The 20,624-nt window shown below is 49.2% G+C and carries 17 protein-coding genes; 6 read left to right on the plus strand and 11 right to left on the minus strand.

All coding sequences use genetic code 11. From position 1 onward, the window contains the following. Positions 1–89 precede the first annotated feature (89 nt). From ACX93W_RS04680 to ACX93W_RS04690, 3 genes are all read left to right on the plus strand, one after another. Positions 90–1,364, plus strand: a complete 1,275-nt coding sequence (locus tag ACX93W_RS04680) for a serine hydrolase domain-containing protein (protein ID WP_459391141.1) — start codon at positions 90–92, stop codon at positions 1,362–1,364. After that, positions 1,361–2,446 (plus strand): nitric oxide synthase oxygenase, encoded by a 1,086-nt coding sequence (locus tag ACX93W_RS04685; protein WP_459391142.1) that lies wholly within the window; start codon positions 1,361–1,363, stop codon positions 2,444–2,446. The genes ACX93W_RS04680 and ACX93W_RS04685 overlap by 4 nt, the downstream gene beginning before the upstream one ends. Positions 2,447–2,530: 84 nt before the next feature. Then, positions 2,531–2,827, plus strand: coding sequence for a hypothetical protein (locus ACX93W_RS04690; RefSeq protein ID WP_459391143.1), 297 nt, complete (start codon positions 2,531–2,533; stop codon positions 2,825–2,827). Positions 2,828–2,914: 87 nt separating this feature from the next. Here ACX93W_RS04690 and ACX93W_RS04695 read toward each other — a convergent pair whose 3' ends face one another. The 8 genes from ACX93W_RS04695 to ACX93W_RS04730 form a co-directional block, all read right to left on the minus strand. Then, entirely contained in the window at positions 2,915–3,244 is a 330-nt protein-coding gene (locus ACX93W_RS04695) for an antibiotic biosynthesis monooxygenase (RefSeq protein ID WP_459391144.1), read from the minus strand. A 67-nt stretch (positions 3,245–3,311) separates the two neighbouring features. Then, a complete protein-coding gene (locus ACX93W_RS04700) occupies positions 3,312–4,163 on the minus strand; it encodes a GGDEF domain-containing protein (RefSeq protein ID WP_459391145.1) in 852 nt (283 codons plus the stop codon). Next, positions 4,156–6,255, minus strand: a complete 2,100-nt coding sequence (locus ACX93W_RS04705; protein ID WP_459391146.1) for a cellulose biosynthesis cyclic di-GMP-binding regulatory protein BcsB — start codon at positions 6,253–6,255, stop codon at positions 4,156–4,158. Before ACX93W_RS04705 ends, ACX93W_RS04700 begins: the two co-directional genes overlap by 8 nt. A 13-nt stretch (positions 6,256–6,268) precedes the next feature. Then, positions 6,269–7,519: a glycosyltransferase family 2 protein gene (locus ACX93W_RS04710; protein WP_459391147.1), complete on the minus strand. Its 1,251-nt coding sequence runs from the start codon at positions 7,517–7,519 to the stop codon at positions 6,269–6,271. Between the two features lie 10 nt (positions 7,520–7,529). Continuing rightward, positions 7,530–9,101, minus strand: coding sequence for a hypothetical protein (locus ACX93W_RS04715; protein ID WP_459391148.1), 1,572 nt, complete (start codon positions 9,099–9,101; stop codon positions 7,530–7,532). Between the two features lie 35 nt (positions 9,102–9,136). Continuing rightward, the gene (gene wsfD, locus ACX93W_RS04720; protein ID WP_459391149.1) at positions 9,137–10,639 is read right to left on the minus strand and encodes a glycan biosynthesis hexose transferase WsfD; all 1,503 of its coding nucleotides are present in this window, start codon (positions 10,637–10,639) and stop codon (positions 9,137–9,139) included. A gap of 24 nt (positions 10,640–10,663) precedes the next feature. Then, complete coding sequence (locus tag ACX93W_RS04725) at positions 10,664–11,815, minus strand: hypothetical protein (RefSeq protein WP_459391150.1); 1,152 nt, start codon at positions 11,813–11,815, stop codon at positions 10,664–10,666. Positions 11,816–11,991: 176 nt separating this feature from the next. Then, complete coding sequence (locus ACX93W_RS04730) at positions 11,992–12,183, minus strand: hypothetical protein (protein WP_459391151.1); 192 nt, start codon at positions 12,181–12,183, stop codon at positions 11,992–11,994. 114 nt (positions 12,184–12,297) lie between these two features. Here ACX93W_RS04730 and ACX93W_RS04735 point away from each other — a divergent pair, with 114 nt between their 5' ends. The 3 genes from ACX93W_RS04735 (at position 12,298) to ACX93W_RS04745 (ending at position 15,320) form a co-directional block, all read left to right on the plus strand. Continuing rightward, positions 12,298–13,167, plus strand: coding sequence for a class I SAM-dependent methyltransferase (locus tag ACX93W_RS04735; RefSeq protein ID WP_459391152.1), 870 nt, complete (start codon positions 12,298–12,300; stop codon positions 13,165–13,167). After that, positions 13,164–13,874 carry an RluA family pseudouridine synthase gene (locus tag ACX93W_RS04740; protein WP_459391153.1) on the plus strand — a complete coding sequence of 237 codons (711 nt, stop codon included), beginning with the start codon at positions 13,164–13,166 and terminating at the stop codon, positions 13,872–13,874. Before ACX93W_RS04735 ends, ACX93W_RS04740 begins: the two co-directional genes overlap by 4 nt. 204 nt (positions 13,875–14,078) lie before the next feature. Beyond that, positions 14,079–15,320 (plus strand): CapA family protein, encoded by a 1,242-nt coding sequence (locus ACX93W_RS04745; RefSeq protein ID WP_459391154.1) that lies wholly within the window; start codon positions 14,079–14,081, stop codon positions 15,318–15,320. A gap of 67 nt (positions 15,321–15,387) precedes the next feature. On the opposite strand, the gene ACX93W_RS04750 is transcribed toward ACX93W_RS04745, so the two are convergent. From ACX93W_RS04750 to parE, 3 genes are all read right to left on the minus strand, one after another. Further along, positions 15,388–15,792 carry a MarR family transcriptional regulator gene (locus tag ACX93W_RS04750; RefSeq protein WP_459391155.1) on the minus strand — a complete coding sequence of 135 codons (405 nt, stop codon included), beginning with the start codon at positions 15,790–15,792 and terminating at the stop codon, positions 15,388–15,390. A 287-nt stretch (positions 15,793–16,079) separates the two neighbouring features. Beyond that, the gene (gyrA, locus tag ACX93W_RS04755; protein ID WP_459391156.1) at positions 16,080–18,533 is read right to left on the minus strand and encodes a DNA gyrase subunit A; all 2,454 of its coding nucleotides are present in this window, start codon (positions 18,531–18,533) and stop codon (positions 16,080–16,082) included. 12 nt (positions 18,534–18,545) lie between these two features. Further along, positions 18,546–20,516, minus strand: a complete 1,971-nt coding sequence (gene parE / locus ACX93W_RS04760) for a DNA topoisomerase IV subunit B (RefSeq protein WP_459391157.1) — start codon at positions 20,514–20,516, stop codon at positions 18,546–18,548. Positions 20,517–20,624 lie beyond the last annotated feature (108 nt).

The following is a 20,624-nucleotide window of genomic DNA, read 5'->3' on the forward strand; positions in this document are numbered from 1 at the left end:
TCTGTCAATCGCAGCTGGCCTATTTCCGAATAGTTGATCGTATATCGTTCATGTTACAATAGTGGTTATCAACGGAAGGAGAATCCCTCATGACTACAACGGCTACGATCACGTCTTCTCTGCAGAAATACATCGATCAATATCGGGAAAAATGGCCGTTCAGCGGAACCGTGCTGGTTGCCCGCGAAGGCAGGATTGTACATCTGGGCGCCTACGGCTCTGCTTCTCTGGAACACCGCGTTCCCAATCGGCGCAATACCCGCTTCGGCATCTGGTCCATAAGCAAATCGTTTGCCGCTATGGCGATTATGCTGCTGGCACGTCAAAATCGGCTTCAACTGGACGCTCTGGCATCCCAATACATACCTGAAATGAAAACATTCGGAGCCATCACTGTCCGGCATCTGCTGAATCACCGATCCGGCTTGCCCAATATGACCTCCCTGCCGCAATACAATGGCAACTACAACAAATGGCCGATGGGAAAAGAAGCCTTTTTTGAGCTGTTGGCGAAACATCTTCCCCATGGCGTACCGGGAGAACGTTTTAGTTACAACAATTCCGGATACTACCTGCTCGGGCTTATCGTAGAAGCCGTCAGCGGCAAAAGCTATGACCAGTTTCTTCAAGAGTTTATCCTCCATCCGCTTGGAATGAAAGATACAGGACTGCTGACAGGCCGTACAATTGTTCAGGATCTGGCTTCTGCCTATCACGCATCAGGCAACACGCCTATTCCTGCCGAATATGTCGAGATCAGCTCGGTTGGCGCAGCAGGCGGAATGTATTCCACTGTTGAGGATTTACTGAAATGGGATCAATCCTTCTATGGAGACAGTCTGCTTCCAAAAGGCGTTATTGACGATATGCTTCATGACGAATCAGCGCCATACGGCATGGGCTGGTTTCTTGATCGACGCAATGGACACAGAAGAATGTACCATGGCGGCGCGTATCATGGCTTCCGAACCGAGCTGCACCGTTACCCGGAAGAGAAGTTAACGATTATTGTTTTGAGCAATTACAATTTCACTCCGGTTACCGCATTGGCAGATTGTCTTGCCGATGTGGCATTGGGGCTCGACGCCCGCATACCGGAATTTCCGCCTGCTTGCAGCTTGCCATCCGGACACTTCCAGCGCCTTGCAGGCACTTATGAAGGGTACGGATGCAAGGCGGTTGTTGGAGAAAACGAAAATGGATATTATTTTATCTGGAATAATAAGGAACTCAATCCGATCTATCCGGTAACGGATACCGAATTCCATCATTGCCACTTCCTGTGGACCCATCATTTCAAGCAAGATGATAATGGCAGTTGGAGTTTTCTGGGCATGTCAAAAATCGAAGGTGAACAACTTTGAGCCATACTTCGGGAGATAACCCTCTAATTAAGGAAGCTGCTGCCTTTATCGAGAAGTGTTACGGGGAGCTGCGCAAGAGCAGTCTGGAAACAGAACAAAGAATCCAAGCTATTCAGACTGAAATAAGAAATAGCGGAACATACAGGCATACCGCAGAAGAATTGGAACACGGAGCACGCATGGCTTGGCGCAACAGCAACCGATGTATTGGCAGATTGTTTTGGGAAAGCTTGAGCGTAACGGATGCCCGTCATGTCGAAACAACCGGGCAAATGGCAGAAGCTTTGCTCCAGCATATCGCTTCGGCCACAAACGGCGGAACGATCCGGCCATTCATCACGATATTTTCCGCCGCCGATCTTGACGGACGCGGCCCGCGCATCTGGAATCATCAGCTTATCCGGTACGCGGGTTACGAGAGGAACGGAACAATTGTAGGGGACCCTGCATCACTGGACTTCACAAAGACATGTATGGATTTGGGCTGGCAAGGCGAAGGAACGCCTTTTGACGTCCTTCCTCTAGTTATTAATGCATCTGGCGAAAAACCGCAATTGTTCCCTCTGCCGCAAAGTATAGTCAAGGAGGTCCCCATCGAGCATCCCCAATATACAGCCATTGCGGAACTGGGAATCAAATGGTATGCCGTTCCCATCGTATCCGATATGCGGTTAGAGATCGGAGGCATTTCCTATCCCGCTGCTCCTTTTAATGGCTGGTATATGGGCACCGAAATTGGCGCTCGCAATTTGACTGACGAGGCGCGTTACAACCTGCTCCCCGCTATTGCCGAAAAGCTTGGATTAGATACGGCTCGCGATTTTACCTTATGGAAGGACAAAGCGCTGGTTGAGCTTAATATCGCTGTTTTGCACTCCTACCGCAAGCATGGCGTATCCATTGTCGACCATCATACTGCTGCTCAACAATTTGCCCGCTTTCAAAAAAATGAAGCGGACCGGGGACGCGAAATAACCGGCCGCTGGTCCTGGCTTATTCCGCCAATGTCGCCTGCCGCCACCTCCATTTTTCATACAGGCTTTAACGATGAAGAGCTTACGCCTAATTTTTTCAAATCCTGATTTACAATATTAGGGACATGTTGTAATATTCTATATAAAGAACAATATCGTTCTTTATATTAGTGGAACTGTGAGGGGTTTCCCATGTCCATGCTCAAAAGGGTCATTTGCTTGACGCTGTTAATGGCTTTGCTGGCATTTCCGGCCTCCGCTTTTGCATCCGGGTTTTCAGCTCAAGACAAAAACAAAAGCTTTATTTCAACCATTTTTTCATTTTTTGGCGGGAGTACAAGCAACAGCCAATCCAGCTTTGACAACTACGTCAAAACAAACAGCTATAATCCGCCTAAAGCCAGCTTTTGGAACTGGTTTAACAAAAAGAACTGGTGGGACTGCAAGGACGACTCCTACAAGATTTGGGAATACTATTATTGTTACTAGGGCTATATCAAAAAACACAAAGGCCGCTTACACGCCAATGGCGCAAGCGGCCTTTCCCATTAGTGCAGCAAACTAGCGGCTTCTGAGCTATTCTTTTCCGTGGGTGCCTTGGAACACATGGTTGGCATGATACATATTGACGGATACATCCAGCAAATAATCCGGTTTTTCCGCATTTCGCTTATTACGGTGTCCGGCGATGTGAACGGGATCCTTCTCCCAATTTTTCCAGGCATCCTGCGATTCCCAACGAATCAAGATAACAACCTCTTCTGTTTCTTTGCTTCGGGCGTTGACCATAACCGTACGGTCAATCAACCCCGGCATTGTGTCAATATGTCCCGGCACAGCATAGGTTTGCGCCACTTGTTCCCCAAAACCTTGTTTTACTGTCATTGTCCGCAATTGAATATACAAATGATTTCCTCCCATTATCGAACCGTATATCCTCATAGTACCGATAATGATTTTCAATGTCAAACCTCTACACATCGTACTCCAGTTCTTTTCTGGCTCTGACAATAAACTCCAGAGGCGTTGTGACCGATTCCGGCTCATGTTGAACCGCTCCGATTTTCAGGGTTAATTCCACCTTGTATTTAGCAGAAAACTCGGCAGTATTAATCTCTTTCACTTTTTGCCGCAGCCTGTCGATTACAATGTTGGCGCCTGGTCTGTCGGTGAACAGCAGCATACCCCATGTGGGGTTGTCGGTGTTCAACATATAGAGCGCATCGTTCGTCCGAATGCTCGTTTGCCCAACTTTGGATAATTCCAGAATAGCTTCGTTCATTTCATCCTCGCTAATCATTCTCCGCAGCTCGTCCCAGTACTTCACATTGATGACCAGGAGCGTAAGCGGGATTTGGTAGCGGGTCGATAACGCCATAAATATGGATGCGTCGTTCTGGAATGAACGGCTATTCCGCAGATTTGTTTTTTCGTCCATCGTTGCATGACGGTCATTGGCTCTTCTAAGCTGCTCGTTCTCGCTCTGCAGACGCCTGCTGGCATAAGAGAACATCCAGGTTACGACAGTAAACAGAGGTGTCATAAGCAGCCAGAAGTAATTAGCGCTATTAATCGTTCCTCCAACAACAAGCGTTTCGTACAGCGTGTACGTGCCGAAGCCAAAAATAAACAGAAGGTTCAGAATCAGCCCGGCCGTCACATTTGTGAAGTACGTAATAACCGCGATTAGAAACGCGACATTGAGAAAAATGATATTTTGCATGTATTGATTGGGGTCTCCGGCTGTAAAAACAATGGATATAAAGCTGAGCACAATTAGCAGCAAAAATCCGCTGTCCGAAATAATACTGCTTTGATTACGCATTGTCGCGATCCCCCCGTTTTCTATATTTGCGGAACAGGAGAATTAAGGAAACGAGAACCAGCACGAGCACAAGCCCCGCGGCCACAGTAAAATAAAGCACATCCGTTCTCTCCGTAATGTTGCTAATTGCCGACGGCCGATCCTGTTCGGCATCCTGCTTAAAGCGGAAGGCGTTGATGTTGCCGTCGCGATCTACTGTAACCCCGTCTCCAAATACTCTCCACATCGTTTGCTGGCTTGCCACCAGCTTGGAAGCCAGCTGATAAAATTGCGGATCTGCAGCTGTAACTGCCAGCAAGCCATGTCCGGAATCAAAAGGCGATTCAAGCAGCTGCAGCGTGCCCAGTCGAGTGCCGTATTGGGAGTCGATACTCATTTTTTCGTTGGATAACAGCCCGTTTCCGGCAGAATCGTATTTAAAATACAGGTTATCGTTGACGTCTCTAATCACTTTATTATTCTGATAACTGCCAATGGCAATTACGTTATGCTTTTTTAACGTCTCGGGCGCAACATCATCCTCGTAAAAGACTACATTACCTGTATTGCCCTCCGCATATTGGCCAAGCAGATTAAACAGATTGGATACGCTGAAATACGTATGAGTGTCGCGTTCCTTCGGAAGGATAACCGCAACCTCGTTAAATACGCCATCGCGCAGGAACGGATAAGGATAGTTATTAAACAATAGCTCGGTGCGGTCCTTTGTATTCAGCTGCATGACGGAGTCCTTCGTAACAAAGGCCCATGGCATATAACTCTGTGTTTGAATACAAGCTGCATTTTCCAGCTCCAGATCAAATGCAACGACTACGGAGAAATTGCCGGAAATATTCAAGTTTTTCGGAATCGTCAGCGTCATGGAATCGCCGTCCGCCAGTTCCTCGCTCAGCTTTTTGCTCCCGATCGGCGTATTGTTGATCAGAACGGTCACAACGGAGTTTTCGAAATTCAGGTTTTTGGCGTACCGAAAATCAAGGCTGATTTTGCTGGCGTCCGCTATGGAGCGATTTGCCGGCAGCGAAACGAAATAAGCTTTTTCCTGATGACGGGGTCCCGTCAACGTGTCCCCTGCCTCGGTCAAAACAATGTTTTGGCTAATGCCCACCGGCGGAGTCGACACATCGGTGTTGGCATCCACAACCTTGCTGTTTCCGTCCAGTTGGCTCATCAGTTCACTATTGGCGAGTAAACGGCCTGCTTTGACGAGCAATGCGTCATCTTTGGAAGTCACAATCAATACCCATTGTCCATCCTGCTCCACCAATGAAATCAGCGCTTGGCCTTCCAGATCAGGATTGCCAAGAGCCGATTGAAGATTAGCGGGAAGACGATCGTAGAGGCCAACCGCCGTAACCAGCTCTTTGCTGTCATAATATGGATTGTCGAAAGTAATCAGGGGAATCTGCTTGTCCTGCTGGCTGTTCGACTTGCTGAAGCCGGATAATGCCTGTACGGCCGCTCCCATCTCGGCTGCAGAAGCTTCTTGCGGAATGGTGATTGCATTTAAGCTTTTTCCCATGCTCTCCAGACTCGTGAAGCGTTTCGCAAAGTCGCGGATCGTGCCGTCCAGCGGGCTTGTCGAATAGCTAAAGCTGACGCTTGAGCTGCTATACAGCTGAAGCCAGTTATCCCTGCTGTCCTCGGGCAAACAAAGAACATCGTCGATAATTGTCATGACATTGCCTATCAAAGCCAGCGTATTTGTGCCCGCAGTCAATACTTCAGGCGGAATCGCGACTGTGAGGCGCTGCTTGCCCTCTTTGTTGGGATCGGGGCGAAATGAATAAAAGGATGCGCCATTCATTTGCAGCGTAATGCTGGAACGATCCTCAATGGCAAGCTGCGACACCTGGTAGTCGAGATGCAGGGTCGCTCCGTCAACCTCCCAATGTTCCGGCACTTGAAAATATTCTTGTCTTGACGTGTATGCTCCAGATAATGAGGCATCCGATGAGATGACGGACATCTCGTAACGTTCCGTCCCCGCCTCTTCGGCCGCGCTTGCGATCATGCTGCCCAGTTGGAGAAACTGCCCCAATAACAGCGACATGCAGATAAGTCCTATGCTGAACAACCTTTTTTTCATCATGCTTTCCTCCGCTTTAATAACGTTCGGTTTTGTACCATTTGACTTCCCGCTTAAACAACAAATCCTTTATGTAGTTGTACAAGCCGTAAGCGGCCACAACCATCCACATCTGGCAATAGGATACGTACATCAACATAATAATCCATACATTGGAAAGCCGGAGCTCCCCCTTCTCTGTCGTTAACGTAATAAAGGTCCCCGCGATAAATAAGGTAATGGCAAGCAGCCACAGGAAGGAGCTGAATCCGGCAATTGTTGTGTAGACCAGCCCAAGTGCGTGAAGAATCAGCAGCAAATCCGACATAACCAGAGACGTTAACAGAAGAAAATAAATGGATAAGAAATAAAGGATATCAAAACGAACCTTGGCCGCTTTTTTGTCGAATAACATCGGAATGTTTTTGACAATGACATAAATATTTCCTTTCGCCCAGCGCGTTCGCTGCTTGAACCATACTTTGACCGTTTGCGGCTCCTGCTCCCACGTAACGGACTTGGGCTGAAATTTAATACGGTAACCCATTGTATAGATGCGGAAGCTGATCTCTGTATCCTCCGCGATTGCTTTAACGTCCCAGCCGCCGATATCTTCAATAATGTGACGGCGCATAATAAAGTTTGTTCCCGGAATCGTGCAAAGCTTAAACAGCTTCCATCTTCCCGCCTGAGCCATCCATTGGAACGACAACGTTTCGATGTTGATAAAGCGGGTTAACAGGTTTGTGTCCCTATTGCGTGTTCGGAATTTGCCGATAACGGCGCCCAATGTAGGGTCATTCGTAATTTCGCCTACCAGATAACGAAGCGCCGTGCGTTCCGGCGTATTATCGGCATCATAGATGGCGATTAGCTCGCCTTTGCTTCGCTGGAAGCCAATGTTAAGCGCGTTGGATTTGCCTTTGCCCCCCGTGACGGAATCCGTGCTGATAATAATGAGATTTCGGCCCTTATATCGCTGCTGGACGTTGGCCAAAAGCTCCGCGCTATTATCCGAGGAATTATCGTTGATAACGATAATTTCATAGCGATCATGCGGATAATCCAGCTCCAGCAATGATTCCACCGTTCTGGTTATCACTATGCCCTCGTTATGCGCAGGAACCATAATCGTCACAAACGGCGCTTCTCCCTTAATTTCCGGCACCGGCTCGTTTTCGCTTTGGATATAGAACAAATATCCCGCTATGATAAGCACCACATTTACGAGCAGAAGGGACCAAATGCAGATAACGGCTATTAACATTAAAATGTCTGCAATCGTCATAGTCTTCTCCTTATTTCAAGTATTTACGTTTGTACAATCGATATCCCGCCATAAACAGGACGCCAAAAAAAATCAATGCCAAAATGATAATCACAATAAAGATTTTATTTTGGATGCTGAACAATTTTGAAAAGCTGACGACTCCTTCATCGACATATTGATAGTCGGAATCCACCATAAGGACGGCATCATTAAAATTAAGCTGTTTGCCGTTCAATAACAAGCCGTTGCCGGATGTGATAATGTGTTTCGATGACTTCACTTCATGATTCTCAAGCTTATAGTCGGAAAAAACCAGCCACCGGTCAAACACGTTATCCAGCATCGCCTGCAACTGCTCTTCATCGTCAGGGAAATCCAGCGTTAAAGCCATATCCACGGGAACCGTCTGCCACTTTTTCTCTGAATGCACGTAACCGATATCTTCAGGCTGCATGCTATAAAGCGCTGAAGCATAGGGCTGCGAGACATTGGTTTGGGCCCGATGCATGATGAGCTGATTGGGAAACAAAATCACCGAGTCGAAAAAGCTTAAGCCGTCTTCCGCGTATTCCGAATCATAGGACCAATACAGCTCGGCGCCCATGCCAAGCGGAGCAATTCCGTAGTCGCCCAGCGCATTGATGAATGAATCCATTTTCAAATTCAACGTATGCTCCCGTTGTCCGATAGTTGAGGCTACCACCGGCGCGTTCACCACAATGCTTCCGTTTCGCGACTGGATGTATTTGATTGTTTCCAGATATCTGATCATGGCCGGATATTCCAGGTTGTCGAATACGGGCCGAACGCTTGCGATAAACGGAATGCCGGCTTCATAAAAACGATCGGCCATCTCTGCCAGAAGCTCCAGATCGGAGAAGGGATAGATCTCTTTTACAAGCAGATACATTCCGCCATTCCCTTCTTTGCCAAACCAATCCTTCAAAACGTACAGCATAGCGAGCTCGCTAAGATTTCCTTTCATATAAAGGGGCACGTAAGCGGCTGCCTCGTTCATGACCGCAAAAGGCATTTCTTCATCGTTTGAATCGGAAGGAAGCAGTGTGCCAATCCTCTTTACCGCTCCAGCGGAATCTTCTTTCACATGCACAAACGTCGCTTCCTGAACGGAAGCTGCTTCTTCCCAAAGCTCTCCAATGCCGATTTTTACGTTTTGCTTTCTGGACGAAGTTTGTAGCGTGACGGGCAACCCTTCAAGCAAAGGTCCGTTGAGCTCTCCACCAATCTGCAACAGCCGGCCCCGGTATGTTGCAATATCCTGTAATAAAGGTTGATTCAACAGGTTGATTTCCGGCGCGTTTTTGACCATAATCAGCCTGTCATATTGCTCCAGCAGCCCTTGCGAATAATCATCCTCCGCCAATACGGTAACCTCGGTCCCAAAGGAAGATAATTGCCGCTGAAGCAGCTCGATATTTCCGGCCCTCTCTGTGCCGTGAGCCATGCTGTCATACAACAACAATACGGTAAGCGGGGGCGTCTCTTCGCCGTAGGCCTTGTTTGGCCAAAAAACGCCTTGGCTTGCTCCCAGAAGCAGCAGCAGTGAAAAAATGATAGCTGCGGCCTTTTTATTTCTCATCGCGGTTTCACCTTCTTGTCTCTTGCTATCGTTTTTCACTTCGGTTCGGTGTCCAGTTCGTGTCCGTTATGCCACAGCCTGCGTCGAATCAAATCGGCAATAACAAGAAAGGTAACCATATCAAAGGTAGCGGTAAACAGAAATTCATGTTTGGACAAGTCGGCATCCCCGGCCCCGATAATGGAGACAAAAATGCCTGATAACCCCATCAGAATCATGGCAAGAATAAGCGGCAGCCGCGAAGCATGCCGGAAATTCCTGGTCCTTACGGCGGATACGAAGGATGGCATGTATACGCCTGCAATCACTACGATCCAGATCACGATAAAACCAAAGGTTTTAGGCGCAAACGCTTTTTTGATCAAGCTGTAACCGGAGAAAAACACGGTTTGTTTGCCAAATGGCTTTCCCTCCGCCTTTTCGTAATTGCCCATTGCGGGCGGTCGAATCGTAAACGCGTTTTTGGCCGCCAGATCCAGCATGCCGATTGCCTGGCTGGGATGTGTGAGGTAATAACCCAATATTTTGCCAAAACCGTATTGACTATAGAAGTTTCTCTCCAATATATCGGAATTAACGTCCACCGTCGTAAATGGTTCATAATAAATGCTATTTTTCAAAATGGCATATTGCCTGTCCACTCCCATTTTTTCCAGAGCTGCTTCAGGATCGTCCGAACCAAGCAACACGCCACGGGTCATGGCATGATATTGATTAATATTTACGTATTCTTTCGGGATAAAAACGTAGGTGGCGACGCCTGCAAAAAACAAAAGCGACAATGTTGCAAAAGTCATAAACCGAAAGGATTTTTCTTTTGAAATAAAAAACAGAAACAGACAAGCCGCCGCCAATATGACGCCTACCGGCGCATTTTGTTGTTTGCTTGTGGTGAGCAGCAGGCCGCTGATTAAAAAAACGACAAGCATGACATAGTCGTTATACCGCCTTCTGTACAGCAGTAAGCCTGAGGCAAAGGTAAACATCAGCATGATCAAGACTATGCCTTCGCTGAAAAAGGAATTAAAAAACGCGGTATACGCCGTATCGGCAAACATAAAAACAGCAATCAAAGCTATAATGTAGCCATATTTCGGCTTGATTTTCCAAGTAAGGCTCTCCACCAGCAAATATAATGCGGCAATAAACAAGAGGGTCAGCAAAGCCGACTGTACTCTGACATCAAATATCGTTGAACTGATCAACAATTTGTTTAACGCAAGAGAGAGCTGGATAAACAACGATTGCGAGGAGGAAAATATAGCTCCATTTTCGTTATAATACTGTAAAATGCCAAATTCCTTCACAAAGTAGCCAAGGTATTGGCTGTCATAGTCCGGCAAATGGAAATACAGGCCGTTGCTGTATAAAACACGGAAAAAATCTCCATTGTCCGCCATACCGATATACGGCGGCGTAAACAAGGCAATGACCGTAATTAAAAGCGCTGCAGCTGCAGCAAATCCCGCCGGTGACACATACCGGGCCATAAAAGCCAAAAAGCGCCTTAGCGTTAAGCCGGCCCTGGACTGATTCATCTAAGCGCCCTCTTTCCTGTAGCATTAATATGAATAAGCAAGCAACGCCATCAAATTATCGAAGGAATAAGCCTGTTTTGTCCCCGTATCGCCAAAACCGCCCATCATCCCGCTGGTTTTGTCGCTGATTTGGAACTGATTCATTTGGCTGATGCTCTCCTCGTAAAGCGACTGATCACCAAGAACCGAGCCAATCATAGCCGTGATGGCATAAATAGCGGTTGACCGAATATCCGTTTCGGCTTTGCCGCTTGTTGAATAACGTCCGTACATTTCGCCTGCGCTTACCTTCTCTTTAATGAAAGAGATGCTTTCAGGCTTATGCTTGCCTACCTCGGCCAAATGCAGAATCGTCAACAATGATTCCACCGTATTAACCGATTCGCCGCTATACTCTCCGGTACCGTAGCTGTAGCGCGTTTGGTAAAAAGGAAATTCATTGGACAAATAGCCCTCTTTTATAACAAGCTCCATCCTGTCCAGCAGCTTTTGCTTTTGCTCCGTATCCACGGAAAGCAGCTCTAATGTCTTCAAATCAATATAACATAACGTAATAAAGTCATTAGTTATGCTGTATTCTTCATCAAAAAAATCGTGCAGTTGCCCGTTTTTTACGTTTGTCCCATAAAAGCGGGCGCCATAACGATCTGCTTCCATTCGGTATTCTTCAGCCTGGAACTCGTTGGCCGCTTCGTATAGCGCCCGAATGATACGCATATCGTCAACTGCCGCATTAACCGAATAACGTTTCGCAAGCTTGGGGCTGTAGCGGTAGCTGAATATCTCTTCCGAATCAAACGTCTGGCGGGCCAATTCCCACACCTGTTCAAACTCCGTCCGGTTCCCATTTAAAACGGCTTGCCTCATCATTAGTCCGGCCGATTCGCTCAATAACTCGTGCCCCGTCGTTAATTCGGCATCCTGGGCCGTATCCTGCAAGTTTGTATAGATGCCGTAAGGTCCCGTCATATGTTCGGTAATAAATTCATGTAATTGTTGACGTCTGTCTTGCGCATTCGACACATCGCCATAATGATGAATAGCAGGCGGCGATGCCGTCTGGCTTGGCTGAGGCGCAGCTCCCTGATCCTGTGAGCCGCATGCCGCAAGGAACAGCGCAAGACCGCCGGTTACGATTACCGTTTTGACAACCTTGCTGCGGTTGTAACGCAACATGCGCCATTCCCCCTTCTCCGACACGTTAAGCCGCAAGTCGACAGCATTCTTTTAGCGTCATTAATAATATTACCATCAACTGCTGTACAAAATCTAAACACAATTTGAATAACTCTTGGAAAATGTTTAAAATGCGGCTTTAAAAAATAAAAAAGGCCTGGCAGCCAGGCCTCCACTCAGCTCTCGTATTGCTTCAGCCGATACGTGTATCCGCAAAATGAACAGCGAAAAATGACGCTGTCTTCCCCCACCTTGAATGTAAAGCGGTCATCGTCCTCCAGCTCGATGTATTCCCGATTATGCTCGTCGCGGTCTCCCGTCGCAAACAACGACGTCGAATTGCCGCATTCGCATTCCAGCTTCATCATTTACCTTGCCTCCCTATGCGGTCTTTCATTGATTAGTATCTTCCGCTTCGTTATAATAAGCGATGATGTCAACATATTACAAGACTTAATGAAGTCAAGGAAGGGTTACCGCATATGTACATAGCTGATCAATGGAGAGATTACGAAATTATCGATACGGGCGACGGAGACAAACTGGAGCGCTGGGGTTCTTACGTGCTGCGCAGACCCGACCCGCAAATTATTTGGCCCATCATGAACGAAACCCCGCAATGGAAAAAAGCCGACGGCCACTATCACCGCAGCACGTCGGGTGGCGGAAAATGGGATATGAAACCAAGCCTGCCGGAACGCTGGACTATTTCTTACGGCGAGCTTTCCTTCCATATTAAGCCGACCAACTTCAAGCATACCGGATTGTTCCCGGAGCAAGCCGCCAACTGGGACTGGATGATGAACAAAATCAGAAATGCCAACAGACCGATCCGCGTACTCAATTTGTTTGCATATTCAGGCGGCGCTACTGTCGCGGCTGCCTCAGCCGGAGCAGATGTCTGCCATGTGGACGCCGCAAAAGGCATGGTGCAATGGGCCAAAGAAAATGCCGCTTTGTCCGGCCTGGAAAATGCGCCTATCCGGTATATTACCGATGATGTGTTCAAGTTCGTCCAGCGCGAACAACGCCGCGGCCGTCAATACGACGCCATCATCATGGACCCTCCTTCCTATGGCCGCGGACCAAACGGTGAAACCTGGAAACTGGAGGAAAATCTATATCCGTTCCTGCAAACCTGTACAACCATCCTGTCGCCAAATCCGTTATTTCTGCTGATCAACTCGTACACAACGGGACTTTCGCCGACGGTGCTGCATCATCTGCTGCATAACACCATGAAAGCCAAATACGGCGGAGAGATCAACTGCGGAGAAATCGGATTGCCCATTACCGCTTCCGGCCTGCAATTGCCTTGCGGCATACTGGGGCGCTGGGAGTCCCGTTCATGATGGTCAGCATTTTGTACGAGGACAATCATTTGTTAGTGGTTGTCAAACCGCCAGGCATTCCTTCGCAAGAGGATGAAACGGGCGATCCCGACATGCTCACGATTCTGAAGGATGATCTGAAGGTTCGCTACAACAAACCGGGCAATGTTTATTTGGGGTTGGTCCATCGGCTCGACCGCCCCGTTGGGGGGGCAATGGTATTCGCCAAAACATCCAAATCGGCCTCGCGTCTATCGGAAGCGGTAAGAAGCCGCACCTTTGGCAAAACCTATATGTGTGTCGCTCACGGCGTTCCGGCCAGAAGCAGCGCCAAGCTTCGCCATTATATTTCCAAGGACGGAAGCCGCAATATTGTAACCGTGCTGGATCATCCTGCACCAGACGCCAAGGAAGCGGTGCTCAGCTATGCTGTTATAGCCAGTAACGGCGCTTCATCGCTGTTGGCGATTTCTTTAGAGACGGGACGACCGCATCAAATACGCGCCCAGCTAGCGCATATCGGCCATCCCTTGGCCGGAGACCAAAAATACGGTAACCGGAAACCTGGCGCTTTGTCCAGTATTGCCTTATGGTCGACCTCCGTATCCTTCCCCCACCCCGTAACCAAGGAGCATTTATCCTTTTCTTCCTTGCCCGAGCTTGCGGGATCATGGAAAACCTGGAGCCCGGACCAGCTTGAGGCGGCGGCAAGACACTTCACCTCGTAGCAAATGTCAGCTTAATCATAAAGGTGCGTGTATACAAAGTACGGTTTTCAGCAACAAGAAGCCTCTACAAGCATCGTTCCACAACGGTGAGTTTCCTCGAAGCTTTGCATTTGCCTCATGAAAGAGCGCTGCATCGCAACGGGGTATTTGCTCCGCCTGCGGCAAGTCGGCTTCATGCTCTGCAAGAAAGGACGTATGGAATATATGAAAAAAAGAAGATGGGTCTTACCCGCATTCATCCTGCTGCTTCTGGCAGCTTCCTCCGTCATTTGGATTTTTGCCGGAGCGAAAAACGACAATCCAACTCCCGCTGCAAATAATCCAACGCCGCTTGCGGTTGAAACCAGTCCCTCGGCGTCGGCAACCCCAAACACATCTCCCCCATCGCCAACACCAACGCCGGAGCCGGTATTCGCCGAAGCGGTCTGGATCGGCGTCGGCGATATTATGAGCCATTCTCCGCAGTTGCCTGGCGCATACGATGCCGCTGCCAAAAGCTATAATTTCGATCCTTATTTCGAGCCGGTCAAATCGATCCTGCAAAGCGGAGATTGGGTAATGGCCAATCTAGAGACACCAATCGCGGGAGCGGACTTTGGCTACACGGGTTATCCGTCGTTCAATGCGCCGCTGGAGCTTGCGGAAGCGCTTAAAAACGCCGGATTCAATATGCTGTCAACCGCCAATAACCATTCGCTTGACAAAGGGGAACGAGGACTGCTTCGCACGATCGACAATCTGAAGGAGCTTGGCTTTGCGTTTACCGGTACGGCAGCTTCCCAGGAGGAGGCGGATACGCCGGTTTTGGTTGAACAAAACGGCATTACAATGGGGATTTTGTCCTATACATACGGAACAAACGGCATTCCGATTCCGAAGGGAAAACCTTATCTCGTTAATCTAATTTCCGAGGAGGCCATCAAGGGGGATATTGCCAAGCTGCGCAGTGCAGGAGCCGATCTCGTGACAGTAGCTCTTCATTTCGGAATCGAATACCAGACGGTGCCTAGCGAAACGCAGAAAAACCTGGCCCGGTCGCTTGCCGCTTCGGGCGCCGACATTATTGCGGGCTCCCATCCCCACGTTGTGCAGCCTTATGAAATGGTTGAAGCCTTCGACGAAGACGGAAATCGCAAGGAGTGCCTTATCATCTATTCCATGGGCAATTTCATTTCCAATCAGCGAGGAGATTCCAAGGACTACGGGGTAATCTTTAAAGTTTCGGTATCCAAAAACATGACGGAAGGCGGCACCGTCATTAAAGAAGTTGAAGCTATCCCGACCTGGGTGCATCGCTACAAGCCGGATCAAAACTTCCGTTATCGGATTTTGCCCGTTGAAGACGTGTTGGCAGCCTCCGATGATGAGTTATTGACAGCTACGGATTATGAGACGTTGCAGCGGGACCTGACCATGCTCAACACTCGGCTTGAATCTATGAAATAGAACAATGATCAAAAAAAGCCCGGCTGCTGAATGTGAGCAGCCGGGCTTTTTGATGACGTTGCTATTTTTATGGGTTGGCTACTTTGCCAAGCAGCAGAACAAGCAGCTTTTGATTATATTCCGAAATCTGATCCAGCGACTGCTCAATCAGGGAATGACGGATAGCTTTGCCGCGTTCCGCTTCCGCAGCCCCTTTCTCAGAAACCTTTATCCATACGATGCGCCGATCCTGATCGTCCCTCGAACGCACAACCAGCTCGTTCCGCTCCATTCTGTCCAGCAGGGTTGTAACGGCCGCAGGAGTTGTAGACAAATGCTGAATCAGATCAGATGGTTTCATAGGATCTGATTCCAAAAGCAGCTCAAGCACATTCAGCTGTCCCTCTGTAAGCGGAGCAAGCGATTGCTCCATGCTGATCCGCCATTCGCGCGAAAGCTTTGTCCAAACTTTCGCAAAGTCCTCGGCTACCACGCCTTCCCACCCGCTTTCTGTCCATTATAGAGGTTGTTCAAAAAATCCGCTTCCCATTACGAAGCATGTCTTGCGGCATAATCGGCATCGAATATGGCATTCAGCCGAACTAAACATTCAAGCTACTCCTCTATTATAACAATTGAAAATGTCGAATAAAAGGTTAATGCAATTAATAGTTTGCGCCTCTAATCGCTAACCTTCACGCAAAACCGACATAATAGTTGTTTGGGCGCTACGAAAAAAGGCCCGTTATGGCGAAACGCCATAACGGGCTCCATTCTTTTTTAGCCCTGCAGCTCCGGCGTTGTTCGGATAAAGGAGGAAATAATAACCTCGTTTTTCTCAACTGCGAACAGCTGCTTGCCAGTAGCCTTTCGTTCCTCGATCGGCGCTTTTTCGGAGTTTGCAATTAATTTGCCGCCGCCCGAAGTAATCGCCACAAAATCCTGCGGCTCCCTGCAATAATACGCGGCAACGATGGAGGCTCCGTTGGAACGCACTCGCTTGCCTTCTTTAAATTCAAAGGTTTGAACGCCTTTACCGCCCCTGCCCTGGATAGGATAATCAAGCAGCAGCGAACGTTTTCCATAACCGATGTCGGATATGACCAACACTTCGCCTTCATCGTCAGAAACCCACAGCGCCGCCGCAAGCTCGTCGCCGTCTCGCAGGCTGATGCCCTTGACGCCGGCAGCCACGCGGCCCATGCTGCCCACCTCCGCCTCGTCAAAACGAATGCTGAGTCCGTTCCGCGATACAAGCATCAACTGACGTCCGCCTTCGCTAAGCGTTACGTTAATCACTTCGTCGCCTTCGCCGACTTTGCAGGCGGCTACCGCCGTGGACCGAGTCGTTGCATAGTCCTTTAATTCGCTTCTCTTCACTTGACCTTTTTTGGTTACGAAAACAATAGATTGCTGCGATGCGCTTATATCCTTGACCGGAATGACGCTAATAATGGAATCGTCTTTCGGAAGCGGAATAATGTTGACAACGGCCGTACCGGTATCCTTCCACTTAAATTCCGGAATTTGATGCACCGGCAGCAGATAATATTGCCCCTTCCTCGTAAACAGCAGCAAATTATCGATGGTGTTGACCTGCAGGAGTTCGCGGATGATATCGCCGTCTTTAACGCCAGCGCTGTCCAATTCGCCTCCCGAACGGGTAAAGGACAACATGGTGGTACGCTTCATGTAGCCTTCCTGGCTGAGTGTAACCAATACATCCTCAGGCGCAACCAGAACCTCAAGATTGACCTTCAGCTCCTCGACCTCGCCTTGAATATCGCTGCGGCGGTCAATGCCGTATTTGTTCCGGATTTCCAGCAGTTCGTCTTTAATGACGCCCAGCAGCTTTTTCTCGCTGTTCAGAATAGATTGGAGATACGCAATACGCTTCTGTGCTTCCTTCAATTCCTTCTCCAGCGCCGTAATTTCCAAATTCGTCAAGCGGTACAATTGCAGCGTCAATATCGCATCGGCCTGGCGCTCTGTAAAGGCAAATTTCGCAACCAGGTTGTTCTGGGCGTCGGCACGGTTTTTGGATGCCTTGATGGTCGCAATGACCTCATCCAGCACATTAAGCGCCTTGACCAAGCCTTCTACCACATGGGCCCGATCCTCTGCCTTTTCCAGATCGTAAGCCGTGCGATGGGTGACCACTTCTTTTTGGTGATCGATGTAGGCTGCAAGCATCGGCAGCAGCCCAAGCTGCTGTGGTGCTTTGTTGACGATCGCCACCATATTGAAATTGTAGGTGACCTGCAAGTCGGTTTTTTTGAGCAAATAGGCCAAAATGCCGGCTCCATCCGCATCCTTCTTCAGCTCAACAACGATGCGCAAGCCATTCCGTCCGCTTTCGTCGCGAACCTCGGCAATGCCTTCGATTTTTTTCTCAAGACGGATATTTTCCATGGCGGTTACAAGCCGCGACTTGACAACCTGGTACGGTATTTCCGTAATGACGATTTGCTGCTTGCCGCCGCGCAAATCCTCGATTGCCGTTTTGGAACGCAAATAAATGCGGCCTTTGCCTGTTGTATAGGCTTCGCGTATGCCTTCTTCGCCCATAATCAGTCCGCCGGTGGGGAAATCTGGTCCTTTGACGATTGCCATCAATTCCTCCAGGGCAATATTCGGGCGATCCATACATGCGATACAAGCGTCAATGACTTCTCGCAGATTATGAGGCGGTATTTCCGTAGCGAAGCCGGAAGAAATGCCGCTGACCCCATTAACCAGCAGATTGGGATAACGCGCTGGCAAAACGACGGGTTCTTTTGTCGTGTTGTCAAAATTGTCCTTGAACTGCACCGTTCTTTTTTCAATATCGCGAAGCAGTTCAAGCGCAATGTTGGACAACCGAGCTTCTGTATAACGCATCGCCGCAGCAGGATCATCATCCTGAGAGCCCCAGTTGCCGTGGCCATCCACTAGCGGATGACCCATTTTCCATGGCTGAGCCATCCGCACCATGCCCTCGTAGATCGATGAGTCGCCATGGGGATGGTAGTTGCCCATCACGTCGCCGACTGTTTTGGCGGATTTGCGGTATGGCTTGTCCGGCGTATTGCCTGAATCGTACATAGCGTACAGGATACGGCGTTGCACCGGCTTCAGACCATCCCGCACGTCCGGTATAGCACGGTCTTGAATAATATATTTGGAGTAGCGTCCGAATCGGTCGCCAACAATCTCTTCCAGGTACGCGGGCAAAAATTGTTCCAGAATACCCATAGCTATTCCCCTCTATTCCTCGTATTCCGTAAAGTCGACATTTTCAACAATCCAGCGTTTGCGTGGATCGACTTTGTCACCCATCAACGTGGACACTCTTCGCTCCGCTTTTGCCGCATCCTCGATTTGAACCAGCAACAGCGTGCGCGTCTCCGGATTCATAGTTGTTTCCCATAATTGATCGGGATTCATCTCGCCAAGTCCTTTGTAGCGCTGAAGCTCGTAGCCCTTGCCGATTTCTTTCAAATAGTTTTGGAGTTGTTCGTCCGTCCAGGCATACCGCACCGTCTCCAGCTTGCCCGATTTGCGGGTAATTTTGTAAAGCGGCGGCTGGGCGATATAAATCCTTCCGGAATCGATCAGCGGTTTCATATAGCGATAAAAAAACGTCAGCAGCAGCACTTGAATATGCGCGCCGTCCGTATCCGCGTCAGTCATGATGATAATTTTGCTGTAGTTGCTCTCTTCAGCTTCAAATTCCGGCCCTACGCCTGCGCCGATCGCGGAAATGATCGCTTTGTATTCATCATTGCGCAAAATATCCGCGAGGCGGGCTTTCTCCGGGTTCATCGGCTTGCCCTTGAGGGGCAGAATCGCCTGATGCTTGGAGTCGCGTCCCTGCTTGGCGGAGCCGCCAGCGGAATCCCCTTCCACGATAAACAACTCGTTGCGCGCATAATCCTTGGATTGTGCCGGCGTGAGCTTTCCGCCCAGATTGGAGCTTTCGCTCCGTTTTTTGCCGCTGCGGATTTCCTCGCGCGCCTTACGGGCCGCTTCCCGCGCTTTGGACGCCTGGACCGCCTTTTTTAGAAGAGATTGGGCAACCTGCGGGTTTTCCTCTAGGAAGACGTTCATGCGGTCCGTAACGACGGCGTCAACCGCGCTGCGGGCGGAAGCGCTGCCGAGTTGGTCCTTGGTTTGGCCGACGAACTCTACCTCGGACATTTTGATGTTAATGACAGACATCATCCCTTCGCGAAGGTCGCTGCCATCCAGGTTTTTGTCCTTTTCCTTTAACAATCCCGATTTGCGGGCGTATTCATTCATGACACGGGTATATGCGGTTTTGAATCCCGTTTCGTGGGTGCCGCCGCCTCTTGTCGGAATGGAATTGACAAACGATGCGATCGTTTCCGTGTAGCCGTCGTTATACTGAAGGGCAACCTCAACCTCAATGTCGTCCCGCTCCCCGACAAAATGGACAACGTCATGCAGCACCGTTTTATTTTCGTTCAGGAATTGCACAAACTGGCTTGCGCCGCCTTCGTAATGAAATACGTCGGCATTGCCGGAACGCTCATCCTTGATGCTGACCTTTAAGCCGGAGTTCAGAAACGCAATCTCCTGCAAACGCTCCGCAAGGGTGTCGTAATTAAACGAGGTGCCGCTTTGGAAAACCCGTCCGTCCGGTTTGAATGTAACTTTTGTCCCGGTGCGGTTGGTGTTCCCGATAATGTCCAGTCCCGTTACCGGTTCGCCCACATGCTCCTTGCCGTTATCGTCAATCCAATATTCAAAGCGCATTTTGTGAATTTTGCCGTCCCGGTAAATTTCAACCTCCAGCCATTCCGACAACGCGTTGGTTACGGATGCGCCTACGCCGTGCAAACCGCCAGACTTTTTGTAACCGCCGCCGCCGAATTTTCCGCCAGCGTGAAGAATCGTATAAACAACCTGCGGCGTCGGGATCCCGGTTTTGTGCATGCCCGTCGGGATGCCCCGCCCATTGTCGTGTACCGTAATCGAGCCGTTTTTGTGCAGCGTAACCTCAATGGCGGAACAAAATTTCGCCAAATGCTCGTCCACCGCATTATCGACGATTTCCCATACCAGATGATGCAGCCCGGAGCTGCTGGTACTGCCTATGTACATGCCCGGCCGTTTCCGGACGGCAGTCAAGCCTTCAAGCACTTGTATGTCATCGGCCTCGTAGTTTCGTCCCTCGGCCGGCGCTCCCGCTATAAAATCCAATTGCTCAGCCATGTGCTTCCTCCCAATATCAATGCCAAATGCATCGTCTTCAAGTATTTTAAAGCAACTATTCCCATTCGTAAAGATGCGGCGCCAGTCTGAGTCAGCGGCTCGACACCG

It is taken from the genome of Paenibacillus sp. CAU 1782, assembly GCF_054551715.1.

What these genes read in the sequence shown, in the direction of transcription:
- ACX93W_RS04680 (WP_459391141.1), top strand. Translation starts at nt 90, where the DNA reads ATGACTACAACGGCTACGATCACGTCTTCTCTGCAGAAATACATCGAT.
- ACX93W_RS04690 (WP_459391143.1), top strand. Translation starts at nt 2,531, where the DNA reads ATGTCCATGCTCAAAAGGGTCATTTGCTTGACGCTGTTAATGGCTTTG.
- ACX93W_RS04700 (WP_459391145.1), bottom strand. Translation starts at nt 4,163, where the DNA reads ATGCGTAATCAAAGCAGTATTATTTCGGACAGCGGATTTTTGCTGCTA.
- ACX93W_RS04705 (WP_459391146.1), bottom strand. Translation starts at nt 6,255, where the DNA reads ATGATGAAAAAAAGGTTGTTCAGCATAGGACTTATCTGCATGTCGCTG.
- ACX93W_RS04710 (WP_459391147.1), bottom strand. Translation starts at nt 7,519, where the DNA reads ATGACGATTGCAGACATTTTAATGTTAATAGCCGTTATCTGCATTTGG.
- ACX93W_RS04715 (WP_459391148.1), bottom strand. Translation starts at nt 9,101, where the DNA reads ATGAGAAATAAAAAGGCCGCAGCTATCATTTTTTCACTGCTGCTGCTT.
- wsfD (WP_459391149.1), bottom strand. Translation starts at nt 10,639, where the DNA reads ATGAATCAGTCCAGGGCCGGCTTAACGCTAAGGCGCTTTTTGGCTTTT.
- ACX93W_RS04725 (WP_459391150.1), bottom strand. Translation starts at nt 11,815, where the DNA reads ATGTTGCGTTACAACCGCAGCAAGGTTGTCAAAACGGTAATCGTAACC.
- ACX93W_RS04730 (WP_459391151.1), bottom strand. Translation starts at nt 12,183, where the DNA reads ATGATGAAGCTGGAATGCGAATGCGGCAATTCGACGTCGTTGTTTGCG.
- ACX93W_RS04735 (WP_459391152.1), top strand. Translation starts at nt 12,298, where the DNA reads ATGTACATAGCTGATCAATGGAGAGATTACGAAATTATCGATACGGGC.
- ACX93W_RS04740 (WP_459391153.1), top strand. Translation starts at nt 13,164, where the DNA reads ATGATGGTCAGCATTTTGTACGAGGACAATCATTTGTTAGTGGTTGTC.
- ACX93W_RS04745 (WP_459391154.1), top strand. Translation starts at nt 14,079, where the DNA reads ATGAAAAAAAGAAGATGGGTCTTACCCGCATTCATCCTGCTGCTTCTG.
- gyrA (WP_459391156.1), bottom strand. Translation starts at nt 18,533, where the DNA reads ATGGGTATTCTGGAACAATTTTTGCCCGCGTACCTGGAAGAGATTGTT.
- parE (WP_459391157.1), bottom strand. Translation starts at nt 20,516, where the DNA reads ATGGCTGAGCAATTGGATTTTATAGCGGGAGCGCCGGCCGAGGGACGA.